Source organism: Pseudomonas sp. Irchel 3H9 (assembly GCF_900187495.1).
In the GTDB taxonomy this organism is placed as follows: Bacteria; Pseudomonadota; Gammaproteobacteria; order Pseudomonadales; family Pseudomonadaceae; genus Aquipseudomonas; species Aquipseudomonas sivasensis.
Genome location: NZ_FYDK01000001.1, coordinates 771,219 through 787,046 on the forward strand (window position 1 = coordinate 771,219; position 15,828 = coordinate 787,046).

The window sequence follows — 15,828 nt, forward strand, 5'->3', positions numbered from 1 at the left end:
AATGTTTTCGGGCTTCACAGGGCAGGCGGCGCCTGTAAACTGCCCGCCAAGGCGTGGCATCGACCACCCATGAACGAGGTAGAAATCCATGCGTGTCCTCTTGGTTGAAGACCATCTGCAACTCGCCGAAAGTGTCGCCCAGGCGCTCAAGAGCACGGGTTTGACCGTCGACGTACTGCACGATGGCGTGGCCGCGGACTTGGCCTTGAGCAGCGAGGAATACGCGGCGGCGATCCTTGATGTGGGGTTGCCGCGCATGGATGGTTTCGAGGTGCTGGCGCGTCTACGCGCTCGCGGAAAAAATCTGCCAGTGCTGATGCTCACCGCACGCAGTGATGTGAAAGACCGCGTGCATGGCCTGAACCTGGGCGCCGATGACTACCTCGCCAAACCGTTCGAACTGACGGAGCTGGAAGCCCGGGTCAAGGCGCTGCTGCGCCGCAGCGTGCTGGGCGGCGAGCGCCAGCAGACCTGCGGCGTGTTGGTGTACGACCTCGATACTCGGCGCTTCACCGTGGGCGGCGAGCTGATGACCTTGACCTCTCGCGAGCAAGCCGTGCTCGAAGCCTTGATCGCGCGCCCGGGCCGGGTGATGAGCAAGGAGCAACTCGCGTCCCAGGTGTTCGGCCTGGACGAAGAGGCCAGCCCGGATGCCATCGAAATCTACGTGCACCGGTTGCGCAAGAAACTCGATGGCCAGCCCATCGCCATCGTGACCTTCCGCGGCCTTGGCTACCTGCTGGAAGCCCGCGATGCATAAGCCCAGCAGCCTGCGCTGGCGCCTGCTGTGGAACTTGGCGCTGTTGCTGGTGCTGTTGATGCTCGCCAGTGGCATGAGTGCCTACTGGAACGGTCGCGAAGCGGCCGACACCGCCTATGACCGCACGTTGCTGGCCTCGGCACGGACCATCGCGGCCGGCCTGACCCAAGTGGACGGCACCCTCAGCGCCAACGTGCCCTATGTCGCCCTGGACACCTTTGCCTACGACAGCGCCGGGCGTATCTACTACCAAGTCAATGACATCGACCAGAAGCTGATCTCCGGTTACGAGAACCTGCCCGGCCCGCCGCCGGGCACGCCTCGCACCGATGACTATCCGGCGCTGGCGCGGTTTTACAACGCCACGTACCAAGGCCAGCAGGTGCGTGTGGTCAGCCTGCTCAAGGCCGTCTCCGAGCCGAATATGAACGGCATGGCGGAAATCCGCGTCGCCGAAACCGATGAAGCGCGCGTGAGCATGGCCCGCAGCCTGATGGCCGATACCTTGCTGCGCTTGGGCATGCTTGCGATCGGCGCGTTGTTATTGGTGTGGTTCGCCGTAAGCGCAGCGCTGCGCCCGCTGGAGCGCTTGCGCACGGCAGTGGAAGAACGCCAGTCCGACGACTTGCGGCCCTTGCCATTGGTGGAGGTGCAGCATGAGTTCGGCCCGCTGGTGCGTTCCCTCAATCACTTCACTGAGCGCCTGCGCGGGCAGTTCGAACGCCAGGCGCAGTTTATTGCCGACGCGTCCCACGAACTGCGTACACCGTTGGCGGCACTCAAGGCGCGGCTGGAACTGGGTCTGCGCGCGGAAGATCCGGCGACCTGGCGCAGCACCCTGGAAACCGCCGCCCAGGGCACCGACCGCCTGACCCATCTGGCCAATCAATTGCTGTCCCTGGCACGCATTGAAAATGGCGCGCGGGCGATTGCCGAAGGGGGGGCGCAGTTGCTGGATCTGAGCCAGCTGGCCCGTGAACTGGGCATGGCCATGGCGCCCCTGGCCCATGCGCGTGGCGTGGCATTGGCGCTTGAGGCCGACGAGCCGGTGTGGTTGCGCGGTGAGCCGACGCTGCTGAACGAGTTGCTGAGCAACCTGGTGGACAACGCCCTGGCCCACACGCCACCGGGTGGCAACGTGATTTTGCGGGTGTCGGCGCCTGCGGTACTGGAGGTGGAAGATGACGGCCCAGGTATTCCGCTGGATGAACGCGACCGGGTGTTCGAGCGCTTCTACCGCCGCAGCCAGCAAGGCATGGGCTCAGGCCTGGGGTTGGCGATTGTCGGCGAAATCTGCCGCGCCCATCTGGCGCAGATCAGCCTGCACGATGGTGCGCAGGCGGGGTTGAAGGTGCGGGTAAGTTTTATCGCCGGTTGATCAGTCGAACATCAAGCGGGCTTCATCCAGCTCTGCGCGCAGTTTTTCACTGTAGGGGTCGACCCGCAGTTTCTTCATCGCCGGCACGTTGGAAACTTCCACCTTTGCCAAGGGGTGATCGGTGCCGTGATGGCAATACAGCACGGCGATCTGCACCAGGTCGATGTAGTCGAGGCTGGCGGAGTCGCGTTCCAGGTTCAGGTACTGGCCTGGCAGTTTCGCCAGCATTTCCGGGAAGTCCCAGCCACCTAGCAACTTGTCGCCCAATACCGGGTGGATGCTGTCGATGACATGGTTGAGGCTGACCGGGTCCGACAGCAGTTCGTAGTGGTCTTCGGCGTAGGTCAGGATCGGCAGCACGCCGATCTGGTGCACCAGTCCGCCCAACGCTGCCTGGTCTGGCTTGAGCTGACTGTGGCTGCGGCACAAGGCATAGCTCACGCCCGCTACTTCCAGGCTGCGGCGCCACACATCGCGCATTTTCTGTTCTACCGTTTCGGAACGGGCGTGGAAGATCTGTTCCATCACCAGGCCGATGGCCAGGTTGCTGCTGTAGTTGGTACCCAGCCGGGTGATGGCGGTGTGCAGGTCGGTGACTTCCTGAGTGGCGCGTAACAACGGGCTGTTGACCACTTTGATCAGGCGCGCCGACAGCGCGGTGTCGCGACCGATGACTTTGCTCAAGTGGCTGATGCTGATTTCCGGGTCTTCAGCGGCCTGACGGATGTTCAGGGCCACTTCCGGCAATGTCGGCAGAACCAGGTCATCGTTGTTGATGGCCTTAACCAACGCCTGTTGGACTTTTTCCGCCAGTTTGTTCATTCATGCTCTCTAGGGTGCTGCAAAAAGGTACGGCGACTAACGCTGGATTTCTCGATCGCGGTCGAGGGTATAAGGCAGCTCAAGCAGGTGTAAACCTGGGCCTTCCAGTGTGCCTAAGTGCACATCGCCACTATCGGCTGCTTCGGCTTGCAATACGGCCAGAAGTTCAATCGCTTGGTCAGCTTTTGCGGCAATCACCACTTCGCCGATCGAACTGTTGTGGCTGGCGGAAAACAGTGGGGTGCCTGGCTCGGGCATGTCAGCCGCGTTGAGGCTCAGGCGGTACAAGCGGCGCTTGAGTTTGCCCAGGTACTGCATGCGCGCGACGATTTCCTGGCCGGTGTAGCAACCTTTCTTGAAACTCACGCCGCCCACCGCTTGCAGGTTGAGCATTTGCGGGATGAAGACTTCGCGGGTTTGCGGCATGACCTGGCCGATGCCAGCGCGGATCTGGCCCAGCAGCCATTCATTCAAGTCTGCTTCTTTTACGTGAGCGGCCAGTTGGCTGCTCACGGTGTCGGCTTGCTCGGCAGGCACCCAGAGTTCGGCGCGGGCTGGGGATACGCGGATGGCGATCAGTGCGTCGGCACGCGCTACGCTGTCAGTCTCGGGTGGAAGTTCAAGACTCAGGCTGGCAAGTGCATGGTCAGCGTTCGATAGGCCGAAACGCACCCAGGCGGCGCTTTCGTCGGTGAGCTTGGACTTGGAGAACACCGCGTATTTCTTCAGGTCGGCCAGTTGCGGTTCCAGCAAATCGGTGGCCATCGCCATCAATACTCCGTCACCTTGCAAGAGGATGCGGAAGCTCGATTGCATGCGGCCTTTTTGCGTGCAGCGCGCGCCGAGGCTAGCCTGAGTATCACTCAGGTAATTGAGGTTGCAGGTGAGCTGGCCCTGCAGGAACTTGGCAGCGTCGGAGCCGCGGACGGCCAGAACGCCTTCGTGGGACAGCGGGCAGAAAAAAGCGGAGTCAGCCATGGGTCATCGCAGGTCAAAAAGTCATGGGTGCATCATAGAGGGGCGCCCGGCAAATGGATAGTTTCCATATGGTGCGACCAAAGCCGGCTGTTCCGGGGCCGTGGTGCCTGTATACTTGCGCGCTATTTGAGGAGCGCTCCATGGTCGAAGAAGTAGAAATCAATCGCCTCTACTGGCACAGCCGTCGTGGCATGCTGGAGCTGGATGTGTTGTTGGTGCCTTTCACCAAAGAGGTGTACGCCACGCTCAATAAAGTAGATCGCGACCTCTATGTCCGTCTGCTCGAATGCGAAGACCAGGACATGTTCGGCTGGTTCATGGAACGCGCCGAATCGGAAGATCCTGAGCTGCAGCGTATGGTTCGGATCATTCTGGACCGTGTTCAGCCCAAGTAATCGTTTTGAATGCCGCTGGCGGGCCTCACGGCTAATGCTGGCGGCGTATGTGCTCGCCCAGCTATTCGCGCTGGGTGCGTTGTTAGTCCTCGATTCCCCCTTTGCTTTCCTTGGCGTGCTGTTATGCCTGGCCCATGCGGCCTGGGTGCTGCCGCGTCGTGTCCTGTTGACCCACCGTTCGTCGATTGTTGGCCTGCGTCGCGATGAGGATGGCTGGCAGTTGTTCAGTCATGAGCGCGGTTGGCACAGCGTGCAGTTGCGCCCCGACAGCCTGGCGTTGCCGCTGATTGTCGTATTGCGCTATCGGGTTCAGGGCGAGTGGCGGGTGCGTTCCGTCTGTGTCCCACGGGATTCGCAGGTCGCCGATGTGCATCGGCGCCTGCGGGTACGCCTGAAGTTCAGCCGCCGAAGGTGGTTGGCACCAGAATAGTGTCGCGGGCTTCTGGCAGCATCTGCGGATAGTCGAGGGTGTAATGCAGGCCTCGGCTTTCCTTGCGTTCCATGGCCGAGCGGATCATCAGTTCCGCGACCTGGGCCAGGTTGCGCAATTCGATCAGGTCACGACTGACTTTATAGTTGCTGTAGAACTCGTCGATCTCATCCAGCAGCAAACGCACGCGGTGCTGAGCCCGTTGGAGGCGCTTGTTGGTGCGCACGATCCCCACGTAGTCCCACATGAACCGCCGCAGCTCGTCCCAGTTGTGCGCGATGATCACGTCTTCGTCCGAATCTGTGACCTGGCTGGCATCCCAGCGGGGAAGGGCGGTCGGCACCGGGATGTGCGGCAGTTGGTCGAGAATGTCTGTCGCCGCCGAGCGCGCGTAGACAAAGCATTCGAGCAAAGAATTGCTGGCCATGCGGTTGGCGCCGTGCAGGCCGGTGAAGCTGGTTTCGCCAATCGCGTACAGTCCGGGCACGTCGGTGCGGCCGTGCTGGTCGACCATCACGCCACCGCAGGTGTAGTGCGCGGCGGGTACGACGGGGATCGGGCCTTTGGTGATGTCGATATTGAACGCCAGACAGCGCTCATAGACCGTGGGGAAGTGGGTCTTAATGAAGTCTTCGGGTTTGTGGCTGATGTCCAGGTACACGCAGTCGACACCCAGGCGCTTCATTTCATGGTCGATGGCGCGGGCGACGATATCGCGCGGGGCCAGTTCGGCGCGCGGGTCGAAGCGCTGCATGAAGCGTTCGCCATTCGGTAGTTTCAGGTGTGCACCTTCACCACGCAGCGCCTCGGTGATCAGGAAGCTCTTGGCCTGCGGGTGATAAAGGCAGGTGGGGTGGAATTGGTTGAATTCCAGGTTCGCCACCCGGCAACCCGAACGCCAGGCCATGGCAATACCGTCGCCGCAAGCGCCGTCGGGGTTGCTGGTGTAGAGGTAGACCTTGGCCGCACCGCCTGACGCGAGAATGGTGAAGCGTGCGCCGTACGTGTCGACTTCGCCGCTGGAACGGTTGAGCACGTAGGCGCCTAGGCAGCGGTCGCCGTCCAGGCCCAGGCGTTTTTCGGTGATCAGGTCAACGGCGACGCGCTGCTCCAGCAATTCGATGTTGGGACGCTGGCGGGCTTGGTCGAGTAGGGTCTTGAAGATCGCGGCGCCGGTGGCGTCGGCGGCGTGGATGATGCGGCGGTGGCTGTGGCCGCCTTCGCGCGTGAGGTGGAATTCGAAGCCGCCGTCGTCACTGCTCGCGTGTTCGTCGCGGGTGAACGGCACGCCTTGATCGATCAACCATTGAATCGCCTCGCGGCTATGCTCGACGGTGAAGCGCACCGCATCTTCGTTGCACAGGCCACCGCCAGCGTTGAGGGTGTCTTCGACGTGGGATTGCACCGTGTCGGTATCATCCAGCACGGCGGCCACACCACCCTGGGCCCAGAATGTGGAGCCGTTGGCCAGGTCGCCTTTGCTCAGGACCGCAATGCGCAGATGGCTGGGAAGGGTCAGCGCTAGGCTCAATCCTGCCGCGCCGCTGCCGATCACCAGGACATCGTGTTGAAACTGTTGGCTCATTTGAAGGATTCCGCAAAAAGCGATCCAAAGGTCAGGCGCAGACAGGAGGCCTGGATCGGCGAATCAAAGGGTCACACGGGCCACTAGTATATAGAGGGGGGGAGCGGCACAATAGCCGGGCATTCGTGGCAATGTGAGATTACGGTGCGCAGCTCGGGTAAAATCAGCCGGTTGTTGAAGCGGGAACTTTTTGCATAAGCCCCGACTCAATAGCAGGTTGCCCGAAAGCTGGGAAACGTTGAGTTTATTGGCCCGTCGGGAGCATTGGACGCGTCAGAAAACCGGCGACAAGATTATTCGCGCAGCCGGCGTTGCCCGCGCTGCGTTTTTCGTGTGTGCCAAATCAGTGCATGCCGGAAACTTGCTTGAAGGGGGAGAACTTTTGCGAAAAGTCCGAGTCTATGTTTGCAAGCCTGATCGTTTAGTTATGCAAGCCTCCTTCAAGTACAACGAGGAGTGTTCATGCTAACCCAGGAAGAGGATCAGCAGCTCGTCGAGCGCGTTCAGCGCGGCGACAAGCGAGCATTTGATCTGCTAGTGCTGAAATACCAGCACAAAATTCTCGGGTTGATCGTGCGGTTTGTGCACGACACCCATGAAGCGCAGGACGTTGCACAAGAGGCCTTTATCAAGGCTTATCGTGCACTGGGCAATTTCCGCGGTGATAGTGCGTTTTACACGTGGCTGTACCGCATCGCCATCAACACGGCGAAGAACTATCTGGTGTCTCGCGGACGCCGCCCACCAGATAGCGATGTAAGTTCAGAAGATGCAGAATTTTACGATGGTGATCACGGCCTCAAAGATCTCGAGTCGCCGGAGCGTGCATTGCTGCGCGACGAGATCGAAGGCACCGTTCATCGCACAATTCAGCAACTGCCAGAAGATTTGCGTACGGCGTTAACTTTACGTGAATTCGATGGTCTGAGTTACGAAGACATTGCGAGCGTCATGCAGTGTCCGGTGGGGACTGTGAGGTCACGGATTTTCCGGGCCCGGGAAGCCATCGATAAAGCCTTGCAACCTTTGTTGCAGGAAAACTAAAGACAGCGGCGACAGCCAAGAGAGGAACCGCCATGAGTCGTGATGCCCTGCAGGAATCGCTGTCCGCAGTGATGGATAACGAAGCGGATGAACTGGAACTTCGTCGAGTGCTCAACGCATTTGATGATGCCGAAACCCGTGACACCTGGTCTCGTTACCAAGTCGCTCGGGCGGTGATGCATAAGGATCTTCTAATCCCTCGTCTGGATATTGCTGCGGCTGTTTCTGCTGCGCTGGCCGATGAAGCCGTTCCGGCAAAAGCTGCTCGTGGTCCTTGGCGTAGCCTGGGTCGCCTGGCAGTCGCTGCCTCGGTGACAGTTGCAGTGCTTGCTGGTGTTCGCCTGTACAACCAGGACGAAATTGCTGGTGCCGAACTGGCCCAACAGACTCAGCAGCCGGTCATGGCCGGTCCGCAAGTCAAAGGCCCAGCTGTACTGGCCGGCTACAAGGAAAGCTCTGACACCACTGGCCCTATGGCCAACGGTGTACTTCAAGGGCAATCGCAGGACCAGCGTCTTCCAGGCTACTTGCGCCAACACGCACAGGAATCAGCCTTGAAAGGCACTGAAAGCGCTCTGCCATACGCTCGCGCTGCAAGCCTGGAAAATCGCTAAACCGCTAAGGGGCATTATGCGCGCCATACCGCTCCTTACGCTGTTTCTCAGTGGTTGGTTTGCACTACCCGCCCATGCCGATGAAGCCCAAGACTGGCTGACTCGACTTGGGCGTGCAGAGCAGCAGCAAAGCTTTGAAGGTACGTTCGTCTATGAACGTAACGGCAGTTTTTCCACCCACGACATCTGGCATCGTGTCCAGAATGGTCAGGTACGCGAGCGGCTCTTGCAGCTCGATGGTTCTGCCCAGGAAGTTGTGCGAGTGGATGGCCGGACCCAATGTGTCAGCGGCACGCTGGTTGCTGGCATTGGCAATTCGCGTGATGCACCCTCACGAGCGCTTGACCCGCAAAAACTCAATCAATTTTACGAATTGGCCATCATCGGCAAGTCCCGCGTGGCCGGCCGTAATGCAGTCATCGTTTCGATCACGCCACGTGATCAATACCGTTATGGCTTTGAGCTGCATCTGGATCGTGAAACCGCATTGCCGCTCAAGTCCCTGTTGTTGAACGATCAAGGGCAGTTACTGGAGCGCTTTCAATTCACACGCTTGAATACTTCTACCTCGCCCACCGATCGTGATTTACAGCCCAGCAGTGACTGCACGTCTATCGCGATCTCAGATACTAAGGCGTCGGAAGTAGAGCCCACTCAGGCTTGGCATTTGGAATGGTTGCCGCCGGGTTTTCAACTGACCAATAGCAGTGCCCGTAAAGATGCTCAGACCAAAGCCACTGTCGACAGCTTGATGTATGAAGACGGGCTGGCACGTTTTTCGGTATTTCTTGAGCCGATCAGCGCTGTGGGCGTGACTGAAACCCGCACTCAATTGGGCCCCACGGTTGCTGTGTCCCGCCGGCTGAATACGGTGGACGGCGAAATGATGGTGACGGTAGTTGGTGAAATTCCTATCGGCACCGCCGAGCGTATCGCGCTGTCGGTGCGCGGTGAAAAAAAGGCCACCATCCAGCCGTGAGTTGTTAATCCTATGTTCATCCTGCTCTTCCACTGTACGTCCATGTCAGGCTGGCTGCCGAGAGCATGAAATGTCTGGATCAGCATTTTCACTTGCAAAAATCTCCCATGTTTTTTATAGGTCAGGGCTTGTCGGCTCTGGCCTTGTTTTGTTCGCGGAACAAAAATGTCGGTCGCAGTTTTCGGCGTTTCTTGAACCCTGTCGCTCAACCCTGCTCGTCGTAACGGGAGCTGTATGTCGATACCACGTTTGAAATCCTACCTATCCATAGTCGCCACGGTACTGGTGCTTGGCCAGGCCTTGCCTGCACAAGCGGCCGAGTTGCCTGATTTCACCCAATTGGTTGAGCAAGCCTCGCCGGCCGTGGTGAACATCAGCACCACGCAGAAACTGCCAGATCGCAAAGTGTCGAACCAGCAGATGCCTGACCTGGAAGGCCTGCCGCCGATGCTGCGAGAGTTCTTCGAGCGCGGCATGCCACAACCGCGCACGCCTCGTGGCGGTGGTGGTGGCCAGCGTGAAGCGCAGTCCCTGGGCTCGGGCTTTATCATTTCCCCTGATGGCTACATCCTTACCAACAACCATGTGATCGCTGACGCTGACGAGATTCTCGTGCGCCTGGCCGACCGCAGCGAGCTGAAAGCCAAGCTGGTGGGCACCGACCCACGTTCCGACGTTGCGCTGCTGAAGATCGACGGTAAGGATCTACCCGTTCTGAAGCTGGGCAAATCCCAGGACCTCAAGGCCGGGCAGTGGGTAGTCGCCATCGGCTCGCCGTTCGGTTTTGACCACACTGTGACTCAGGGTATCGTCAGCGCCATTGGTCGCAGCCTGCCGAATGAGAACTACGTGCCATTCATCCAGACCGACGTGCCGATCAACCCAGGTAACTCCGGTGGCCCGCTGTTCAACCTGGCCGGTGAAGTAGTGGGTATCAATTCGCAGATCTACACCCGCTCCGGTGGTTTCATGGGCGTGTCGTTTGCTATTCCGATCGACGTGGCCATGGATGTTTCCAACCAATTGAAAAGCGGTGGCAAGGTTAGCCGTGGCTGGTTGGGCGTAGTGATCCAGGAAGTGAACAAAGACCTCGCTGAGTCCTTCGGTCTCGACAAGCCTGCTGGTGCTCTGGTTGCACAGATCCAGGACGACGGCCCTGCTGCTAAAGGCGGTCTGCAAGTCGGCGACGTGATCCTGACCATGAATAGCCAACCGATTGTCATGTCGGCCGACCTGCCACACCTGGTCGGTGCACTCAAGGCGGGCAGCAAGGCCAAGCTGGAAGTGATTCGTGACGGCAAGCGCCAGAACGTTGAACTGACGGTAGGCGCTATTCCTGAAGAAGGTGCGACTCTGGACGCCCTCGGCAATAACAAATCGGGTGCTGAGCGAAGCAGCAACCGTCTGGGCATTGCAGTCGTTGAGCTGACCGAAGAGCAGAAGAAAAGCTTCGACCTCAAGGGCGGCGTAGTGATCAAGGAAGTGCAGGATGGCCCAGCAGCGTTGATCGGCCTGCAGCCGGGGGACGTGATCACCCATCTGAACAATCAGGCGATTGACTCCACCAAGCAGTTCACTGATATCGCCAAGGCGTTGCCGAAGAATCGCTCGGTGTCGATGCGCGTGCTGCGTCAGGGGCGCGCCAGCTTCATTACCTTCAAGCTGGCCGAGTAATCCGCTAAGCCAATAAAAAGCCCCGCCGTCGGTCAACGATGGCGGGGCTTTTTTGTGGGTGATGGGTTTAGCTCATCATCCCTTTTACCAGGCGTTCCTGTTCGATCAGCTCACGCTGGCGTGCGTCGATACGTGACGACAATGGAAAGTTACTGCCGGCGCGGCGTTTGGCGAAGTCCAGTTGCTGTATCGCCTGCTGGAAGTCGCCCACCAGAGCAAAGTATTCAGCGCGCGCCTGGTGCAGGCCGATGATGTTGCCGGATAACCCGCGTGTCTCGGCGACTTGATACCACACGTCCGGATCGTCCGGACGAGACTTGAGCAGGCCATCCAGGGCCTTTTCCGCATCCGCGGTACGATTTTGTTTAAGCAGCAGGTCGACTCGGATCTGATTCAGCGGATAGTTGCCGGGGTATTGGGTCAGCATCCGATCCGTGCGTTGCTGGGCGTCGGCTAGACGGCTGTTGTCTATGTCCAGCTGGATTTGCGCCAGGTTATAAGTGATGTCATTGGGCGCTTTGGCCAGCAACGGTTGCAGGCTATCTCTCGCTTGCTTGAATTGTGAGGCCTTGATTTGGGCGATGGCCAGGCCATAACGCGCCACATCGTTTTTCGGATTCTCGTCCAGTTGCGCCTGGAAGCGTTTGGCGGCGAGTCCTGAGGTGTCCTCGTATTGCAGCTGCACCCGTGCGCGAATCAGTTGATAGCGCAGGCTGTCTTCCTTTCCGCCGGGCTTGGATTGCTCGGCTCGGTTTCGGGTGTCGGCGATCCGCGATTCAGTGACCGGGTGCGTCAACAGGAATTCTGGTGGCTTGGCGTCGAAGCGGTATTGACGCCCCAATCGCTCGAACATGGTCGGCATGGAGCGCGGGTCGTAGCCGGCTTTCTCCAGATTGACGATACCGATACGGTCAGCCTCTTGTTCATTCTGCCGAGAGAACCGCCGTTGTTCCTGGATCGCCGCCGCCTGGGTGCCGGCGATCGCAGCAATGCCCGCATCACCTGCGCCGGCGGCTGCCGCGATGATGCCACCGAGGAGAGCAGCCATCATCGGGATCTGCATGCGCTGCTGCGCTTCAACGCCACGGGCGAAGTGACGCTGTGACAAGTGAGCCAATTCGTGCGCCAGCACCGAGGCGTATTCTCCTTCGGTCTGGGCGTTGAGGAACAGGCCGCCGTTCACGCCGACAATACCGCCTGGCGCGGCAAACGCGTTGAGTTGCGGGCTGTTGATCAGGATGAACTCCAGGCGTCGGTCGTTCACCTGGCTGGTTTCTACTAGCTTATACACGCTGGTTTCGACGTAGTCTTTGAGTTGCGGGTCGTTCAGTTGGGAAACCTGCCCACGCAGGTAGGCCAGCCAGGCACGGCCCAGTTGGAATTCCTGTTGTGGCGAGACAATGGCAGAACTGGCGTCGCCAAGCGACGGCAGGTCGTCAGCGAAGCCTGGAGAGGCCAGCAGGCAAGCCAGCGTCAGCAGGGTGGGGCGCAAAAAAGTCATGCACATAGCCTTTCGACAAAGAGCTTACTGTAGCCGGACACTGAGCTTCGGACCAGATATTCTAAGCACCCCGAACGCTTGCCCGGAGTAAAACCATGACCGACGCTGTAGCCTTTGATGCCGAGCTCGACGCCAGCGGCCTCAATTGCCCGTTGCCCTTGCTCAAGGCCAAGCTGGAACTCAACCGATTGACCAGCGGTGCCGTGCTCAAGGTGATCGCAACGGACGCAGGTTCCCAGAGGGATTTCCGCACATTTGCCAAACTGGCCGGACACACGTTGTTGCATGAAGAAGATGCCTCCGGTGTTTACCGTTACTGGTTGCGCAAGGCCTGAGCCGTTGCCCCTACCACCCGAGGTTGATTGATGTTCAAAGTGTTACGAGACTGGATCCAGCGCTACTTCTCTGATGAAGAAGCCGTGGTACTAGCCGTCCTGTTGTTTTTGGCCTTTACCGCAGTCCTCACCTTGGGTGGCATGCTGGCGCCCGTACTTGCGGGGATGGTGCTCGCTTACCTGATGCAGGGCCTGGTCACCACCCTTGAGCGTTTGCGCTTGCCAGGCGGTGCGGCAGTGGGGCTGGTCTTCGCCTTGTTCATGGGCCTGCTGGTGGTGTTTATCGTGGTGGTGTTGCCGCTGCTGTGGCACCAACTGATAACGCTGTTCAACGAGTTGCCGGGCATGCTCGCCAAGTGGCAGTCGCTGTTGCTGCTGTTGCCGGAGCGCTACCCGCATCTGGTATCGGATGAGCAGGTGCTGCAGGCCATTGAAGTGGCGCGCGGCGAAATCGGGAAATTCGGGCAATGGGCGCTGACGTTTTCCCTGTCCAGCTTGCCGCTGCTGGTCAATATCATGATCTACCTGGTGCTTGTCCCGATCCTGGTGTTCTTCTTTCTCAAGGATCGCGCAATGATCGGTCGCTGGGTGAGTGGCTACCTGCCGCGTGAGCGAGCGCTAATTACTCGGGTTGCCGAGGAAATGAACCGGCAGATCGCCAACTACATTCGTGGCAAAGTCATCGAGATCATTATCTGCGGCGGCGTTACCTACATCGCTTTTATTGCCCTGGACCTGAATTACGCGGCCCTCTTGGCATTGCTGGTCGGTATTTCAGTGGTGGTGCCCTATGTCGGCGCGGTAGTGGTGACCGTACCAGTTACGCTGATCGCTTTGTTCCAGTGGGGCTGGAGCGACCAGTTCATCTACCTGATGGCGGTGTACGGGATCATCCAGACCCTGGATGGCAACGTGCTGGTGCCGTTGCTCTTCTCGGAGGCGGTCAACCTGCATCCGGTGGCGATCATTTGCGCGGTATTGTTGTTTGGTGGGCTATGGGGATTCTGGGGGGTGTTCTTTGCGATTCCCCTGGCAACGCTGTTCAAGGCAGTGCTGGATGCGTGGCCGCGGCAGGAGCCAGTGGTGGCGCCTTTGCTCTGAAACGGAAAGGGGGAGCCTGCTCCCCCTCTCACATTTTCAGGCCTTATTCAAAGCCTGCGCTGCTGTCAGTACAGCATCCACATGCCCTGGCACTTTCACGCCACGCCATTCCTGGCGCAGCACGCCTTCCTTGTCGATCAGGAAGGTGCTGCGATCCACACCCAAGTATTCCTTGCCGTAAAGCTTCTTCAGTTTGATCACATCAAACAGCTGGCAAACCGCCTCGTCTTTGTCGCTGATCAGCTCGAAAGGGAATTCCTGCTTGCCTTTGAAGTTCTCGTGGGACTTCACGCTGTCGCGCGACACGCCAAACACTTCAGTGTTGGCCGCTTGGAACGCCGCGTACTGGTCACGGAAGCCTTGGCCTTCAGTGGTGCAGCCGGGGGTGCTGTCCTTCGGATAGAAGTAGATCACCACCTGCTTACCCTTGAGGGCCGCAAGGCTAAAAGTCTGGCCGCTGGTGGCCTGGGCTTCGAAGTCGGCTATGGGTTGGTCGATGACTACTGCCATGAATACTTCCTTACATTGGGTTCTGTGGGCGCCATGGTTCGATCAACGCGTCGAGGTTCAGTGCGTCGGCGAAATCCAGGAACTGGTCGCGCAGCCAACTGATCTGCACACCGGCTGGCAGGGTCACGGTGAAGGTGGCGTTGAGCATGGTGCCGCCGGTTTGCGGGGCCTGGTAGGTGTCGCAGGTCAGGTTTTCCAGTTCTACGTTATGGTCGATAAAGAACTGGCACAACTCGTTGACGATGTCCGAGCGGTACGCCGAGCTGACGTAAGCCACATAAGGCAGGGCCTGGGGACGGTTTTCCAGCGCGGCGCTACGCACTACATTGACGGTGAAGTCATGTTTCTTGGCCAGGCCCGGCAGGCCGGTTTCCAGGCGTGCCAGGGCGTCCCAGGTGCCGGAGATCTGGAGGACCAGCGCACTGCACTCGCCATGGCGTGTCAGGCGGGAGGTCACGACGGCGCAGCGGTTTTCATGGCTGGCGCGGCACAGGACGTTCGTCAGCTCCATGGGGTTGGCGCCGAGGGCACTGATAACAAGGAATTGTTCGCGAACTGTGGGGGTGGACATGCAGCCTTCCTAAACGATGAGCGGTCGATACCATGAGGGCCGTATCGATCAAAGCATGAAGGGTAGCGAAAAGCGCCGCCAAGGGATAGGAGGTGGCGTTTTCATTACGTGAACGGCGTGATTCCAGCCTGCTGTAACCCATGCTTTCGTCCAATGATGGCATTGCCCATCGTTTAGTTGCCCCAGAACGCATCCTCACGCGGTACTTCGCTTGTACAAGCATCTTGGCGCCAGTACCATTACGGCTCTCTTTTTCCGGCAGGAGCGGTTGCATGATTGCGGGCAGTATGGTGGCACTGGTCACACCCATGGATGCACAAGGTCATCTCGACTGGGACAGCCTGGGCAAACTGGTGGACTTCCACCTGCAAGAAGGCACCAACGCCATTGTGGCGGTCGGCACCACAGGTGAGTCGGCCACCCTCGATGTGGAAGAACACATCCAGGTGATTGAGTTCGTGGTCAAGCGTGTTGCGGGCCGCATCGCCGTGATCGCCGGTACGGGTGCCAACTCGACGCGCGAAGCGATCGAGCTGACCAAAAACGCCAAGAAGGCTGGCGCCGACGCCTGCCTGCTGGTGACTCCGTACTACAACAAGCCGACCCAGGAAGGCCTGTACCAGCACTTCCGCACCATTGCCGAAGCCGTCGACATCCCGCAGATCCTCTATAACGTGCCGGGTCGTACCGCGTGCGATATGAAGGCCGAGACCGTGATCCGCCTGTCCACCGTGCCGAACATCATCGGCATCAAGGAAGCCACTGGCGACCTGCAGCGCGCCAAGGACATCCTGGCCGGTGTGAGCAGCGACTTCCTGCTGTATTCCGGTGATGACGCCACGGCTGTCGAGCTGATTCTGCTGGGTGGCAAGGGCAACATCTCCGTGACCGCCAACGTGGCCCCACGTGCCATGAGTGACATGTGCGCTGCTGCCATCGCTGGCGACGCCGTGACCGCCCGTGCGATCCACGAGAAGCTGATGCCGCTCAACAAGACACTCTTTATCGAATCCAACCCTATTCCCGTGAAATGGGCGCTGTTCGAGATGGGCTTGATGCCGGACGGTATCCGTCTGCCGCTCACCCGTCTCAGCGAAGCCTGTCACGAACCGCTGCGACAGGCCCTGCGCCAGTCCGGCGTCCTGGTTTAA

At 59.4% G+C, this 15,828-nt stretch carries 17 protein-coding genes; 11 read left to right on the top strand and 6 right to left on the bottom strand.

The genetic code is table 11. The features are described 5' to 3' along the window. Positions 1 to 88: 88 nt before the first annotated feature. Entirely contained in the window at positions 89 to 760 is a 672-nt protein-coding gene (locus CKW32_RS03695; RefSeq protein WP_017736361.1) for a response regulator, read from the top strand. After that, positions 753 to 2,138 carry a sensor histidine kinase gene (locus CKW32_RS03700; protein ID WP_095184071.1) on the top strand — a complete coding sequence of 462 codons (1,386 nt, stop codon included), beginning with the start codon at positions 753 to 755 and terminating at the stop codon, positions 2,136 to 2,138. The genes CKW32_RS03695 and CKW32_RS03700 overlap by 8 nt, the downstream gene beginning before the upstream one ends. Here the strand turns inward: CKW32_RS03700 and CKW32_RS03705 are convergent, their stop codons facing one another. Together CKW32_RS03705 and CKW32_RS03710 are read right to left on the bottom strand one after the other, a co-directional pair. Beyond that, positions 2,139 to 2,960 carry an HDOD domain-containing protein gene (locus tag CKW32_RS03705; RefSeq protein ID WP_032888536.1) on the bottom strand — a complete coding sequence of 274 codons (822 nt, stop codon included), beginning with the start codon at positions 2,958 to 2,960 and terminating at the stop codon, positions 2,139 to 2,141. It lies immediately after the preceding gene. Between the two features lie 36 nt (positions 2,961 to 2,996). After that, complete coding sequence (locus CKW32_RS03710; protein WP_095184072.1) at positions 2,997 to 3,938, bottom strand: folate-binding protein YgfZ; 942 nt, start codon at positions 3,936 to 3,938, stop codon at positions 2,997 to 2,999. A 140-nt stretch (positions 3,939 to 4,078) separates the two neighbouring features. Here CKW32_RS03710 and CKW32_RS03715 point away from each other — a divergent pair, with 140 nt between their 5' ends. Both CKW32_RS03715 and CKW32_RS03720 read left to right on the top strand, forming a co-directional pair. After that, positions 4,079 to 4,333, top strand: a complete 255-nt coding sequence (locus CKW32_RS03715; protein ID WP_032888540.1) for a succinate dehydrogenase assembly factor 2 — start codon at positions 4,079 to 4,081, stop codon at positions 4,331 to 4,333. Further along, on the top strand, positions 4,317 to 4,763 hold the full coding sequence (locus CKW32_RS03720; RefSeq protein WP_095184073.1) for a protein YgfX: 447 nt from the start codon (positions 4,317 to 4,319) through the stop codon (positions 4,761 to 4,763). The genes CKW32_RS03715 and CKW32_RS03720 overlap by 17 nt, the downstream gene beginning before the upstream one ends. Here the strand turns inward: CKW32_RS03720 and nadB are convergent. After that, positions 4,732 to 6,348: an L-aspartate oxidase gene (gene nadB / locus CKW32_RS03725; RefSeq protein WP_095184074.1), complete on the bottom strand. Its 1,617-nt coding sequence runs from the start codon at positions 6,346 to 6,348 to the stop codon at positions 4,732 to 4,734. The two genes, CKW32_RS03720 and nadB, sit on opposite strands and share 32 nt — an antisense overlap. A 462-nt stretch (positions 6,349 to 6,810) precedes the next feature. On the opposite strand from nadB, the gene rpoE reads away from it, so the two are divergent. The 4 genes from rpoE (at position 6,811) to CKW32_RS03745 (ending at position 10,659) form a co-directional block, all read left to right on the top strand. Beyond that, on the top strand, positions 6,811 to 7,392 hold the full coding sequence (gene rpoE, locus CKW32_RS03730) for an RNA polymerase sigma factor RpoE (protein ID WP_003172477.1): 582 nt from the start codon (positions 6,811 to 6,813) through the stop codon (positions 7,390 to 7,392). Between the two features lie 32 nt (positions 7,393 to 7,424). Beyond that, positions 7,425 to 8,006 carry a sigma-E factor negative regulatory protein gene (locus CKW32_RS03735; protein WP_032888545.1) on the top strand — a complete coding sequence of 194 codons (582 nt, stop codon included), beginning with the start codon at positions 7,425 to 7,427 and terminating at the stop codon, positions 8,004 to 8,006. 16 nt (positions 8,007 to 8,022) lie between these two features. Continuing rightward, entirely contained in the window at positions 8,023 to 8,985 is a 963-nt protein-coding gene (locus tag CKW32_RS03740) for a MucB/RseB C-terminal domain-containing protein (protein ID WP_095184075.1), read from the top strand. Positions 8,986 to 9,219: 234 nt separating this feature from the next. Beyond that, positions 9,220 to 10,659: a DegQ family serine endoprotease gene (locus tag CKW32_RS03745; protein WP_095184076.1), complete on the top strand. Its 1,440-nt coding sequence runs from the start codon at positions 9,220 to 9,222 to the stop codon at positions 10,657 to 10,659. A gap of 67 nt (positions 10,660 to 10,726) precedes the next feature. Here CKW32_RS03745 and CKW32_RS03750 read toward each other — a convergent pair whose 3' ends face one another. Continuing rightward, complete coding sequence (locus CKW32_RS03750; RefSeq protein ID WP_095184077.1) at positions 10,727 to 12,160, bottom strand: M48 family metalloprotease; 1,434 nt, start codon at positions 12,158 to 12,160, stop codon at positions 10,727 to 10,729. A 95-nt stretch (positions 12,161 to 12,255) separates the two neighbouring features. On the opposite strand from CKW32_RS03750, the gene CKW32_RS03755 reads away from it, so the two are divergent. Both CKW32_RS03755 and CKW32_RS03760 read left to right on the top strand, forming a co-directional pair. Further along, positions 12,256 to 12,495, top strand: a complete 240-nt coding sequence (locus tag CKW32_RS03755) for a sulfurtransferase TusA family protein (RefSeq protein ID WP_095184078.1) — start codon at positions 12,256 to 12,258, stop codon at positions 12,493 to 12,495. A gap of 30 nt (positions 12,496 to 12,525) precedes the next feature. Further along, positions 12,526 to 13,596 (top strand): AI-2E family transporter, encoded by a 1,071-nt coding sequence (locus CKW32_RS03760; RefSeq protein ID WP_032888556.1) that lies wholly within the window; start codon positions 12,526 to 12,528, stop codon positions 13,594 to 13,596. A 36-nt stretch (positions 13,597 to 13,632) separates the two neighbouring features. On the opposite strand, the gene CKW32_RS03765 is transcribed toward CKW32_RS03760, so the two are convergent. Beyond that, complete coding sequence (locus CKW32_RS03765) at positions 13,633 to 14,106, bottom strand: peroxiredoxin (protein ID WP_095184079.1); 474 nt, start codon at positions 14,104 to 14,106, stop codon at positions 13,633 to 13,635. A 10-nt stretch (positions 14,107 to 14,116) separates the two neighbouring features. Further along, positions 14,117 to 14,677 carry a glycine cleavage system protein R gene (locus CKW32_RS03770; RefSeq protein ID WP_003172487.1) on the bottom strand — a complete coding sequence of 187 codons (561 nt, stop codon included), beginning with the start codon at positions 14,675 to 14,677 and terminating at the stop codon, positions 14,117 to 14,119. Positions 14,678 to 14,949: 272 nt separating this feature from the next. Between CKW32_RS03770 and dapA the strand changes: the two genes are divergently transcribed. Next, positions 14,950 to 15,828: a 4-hydroxy-tetrahydrodipicolinate synthase gene (gene dapA / locus CKW32_RS03775; protein ID WP_032888561.1), complete on the top strand. Its 879-nt coding sequence runs from the start codon at positions 14,950 to 14,952 to the stop codon at positions 15,826 to 15,828.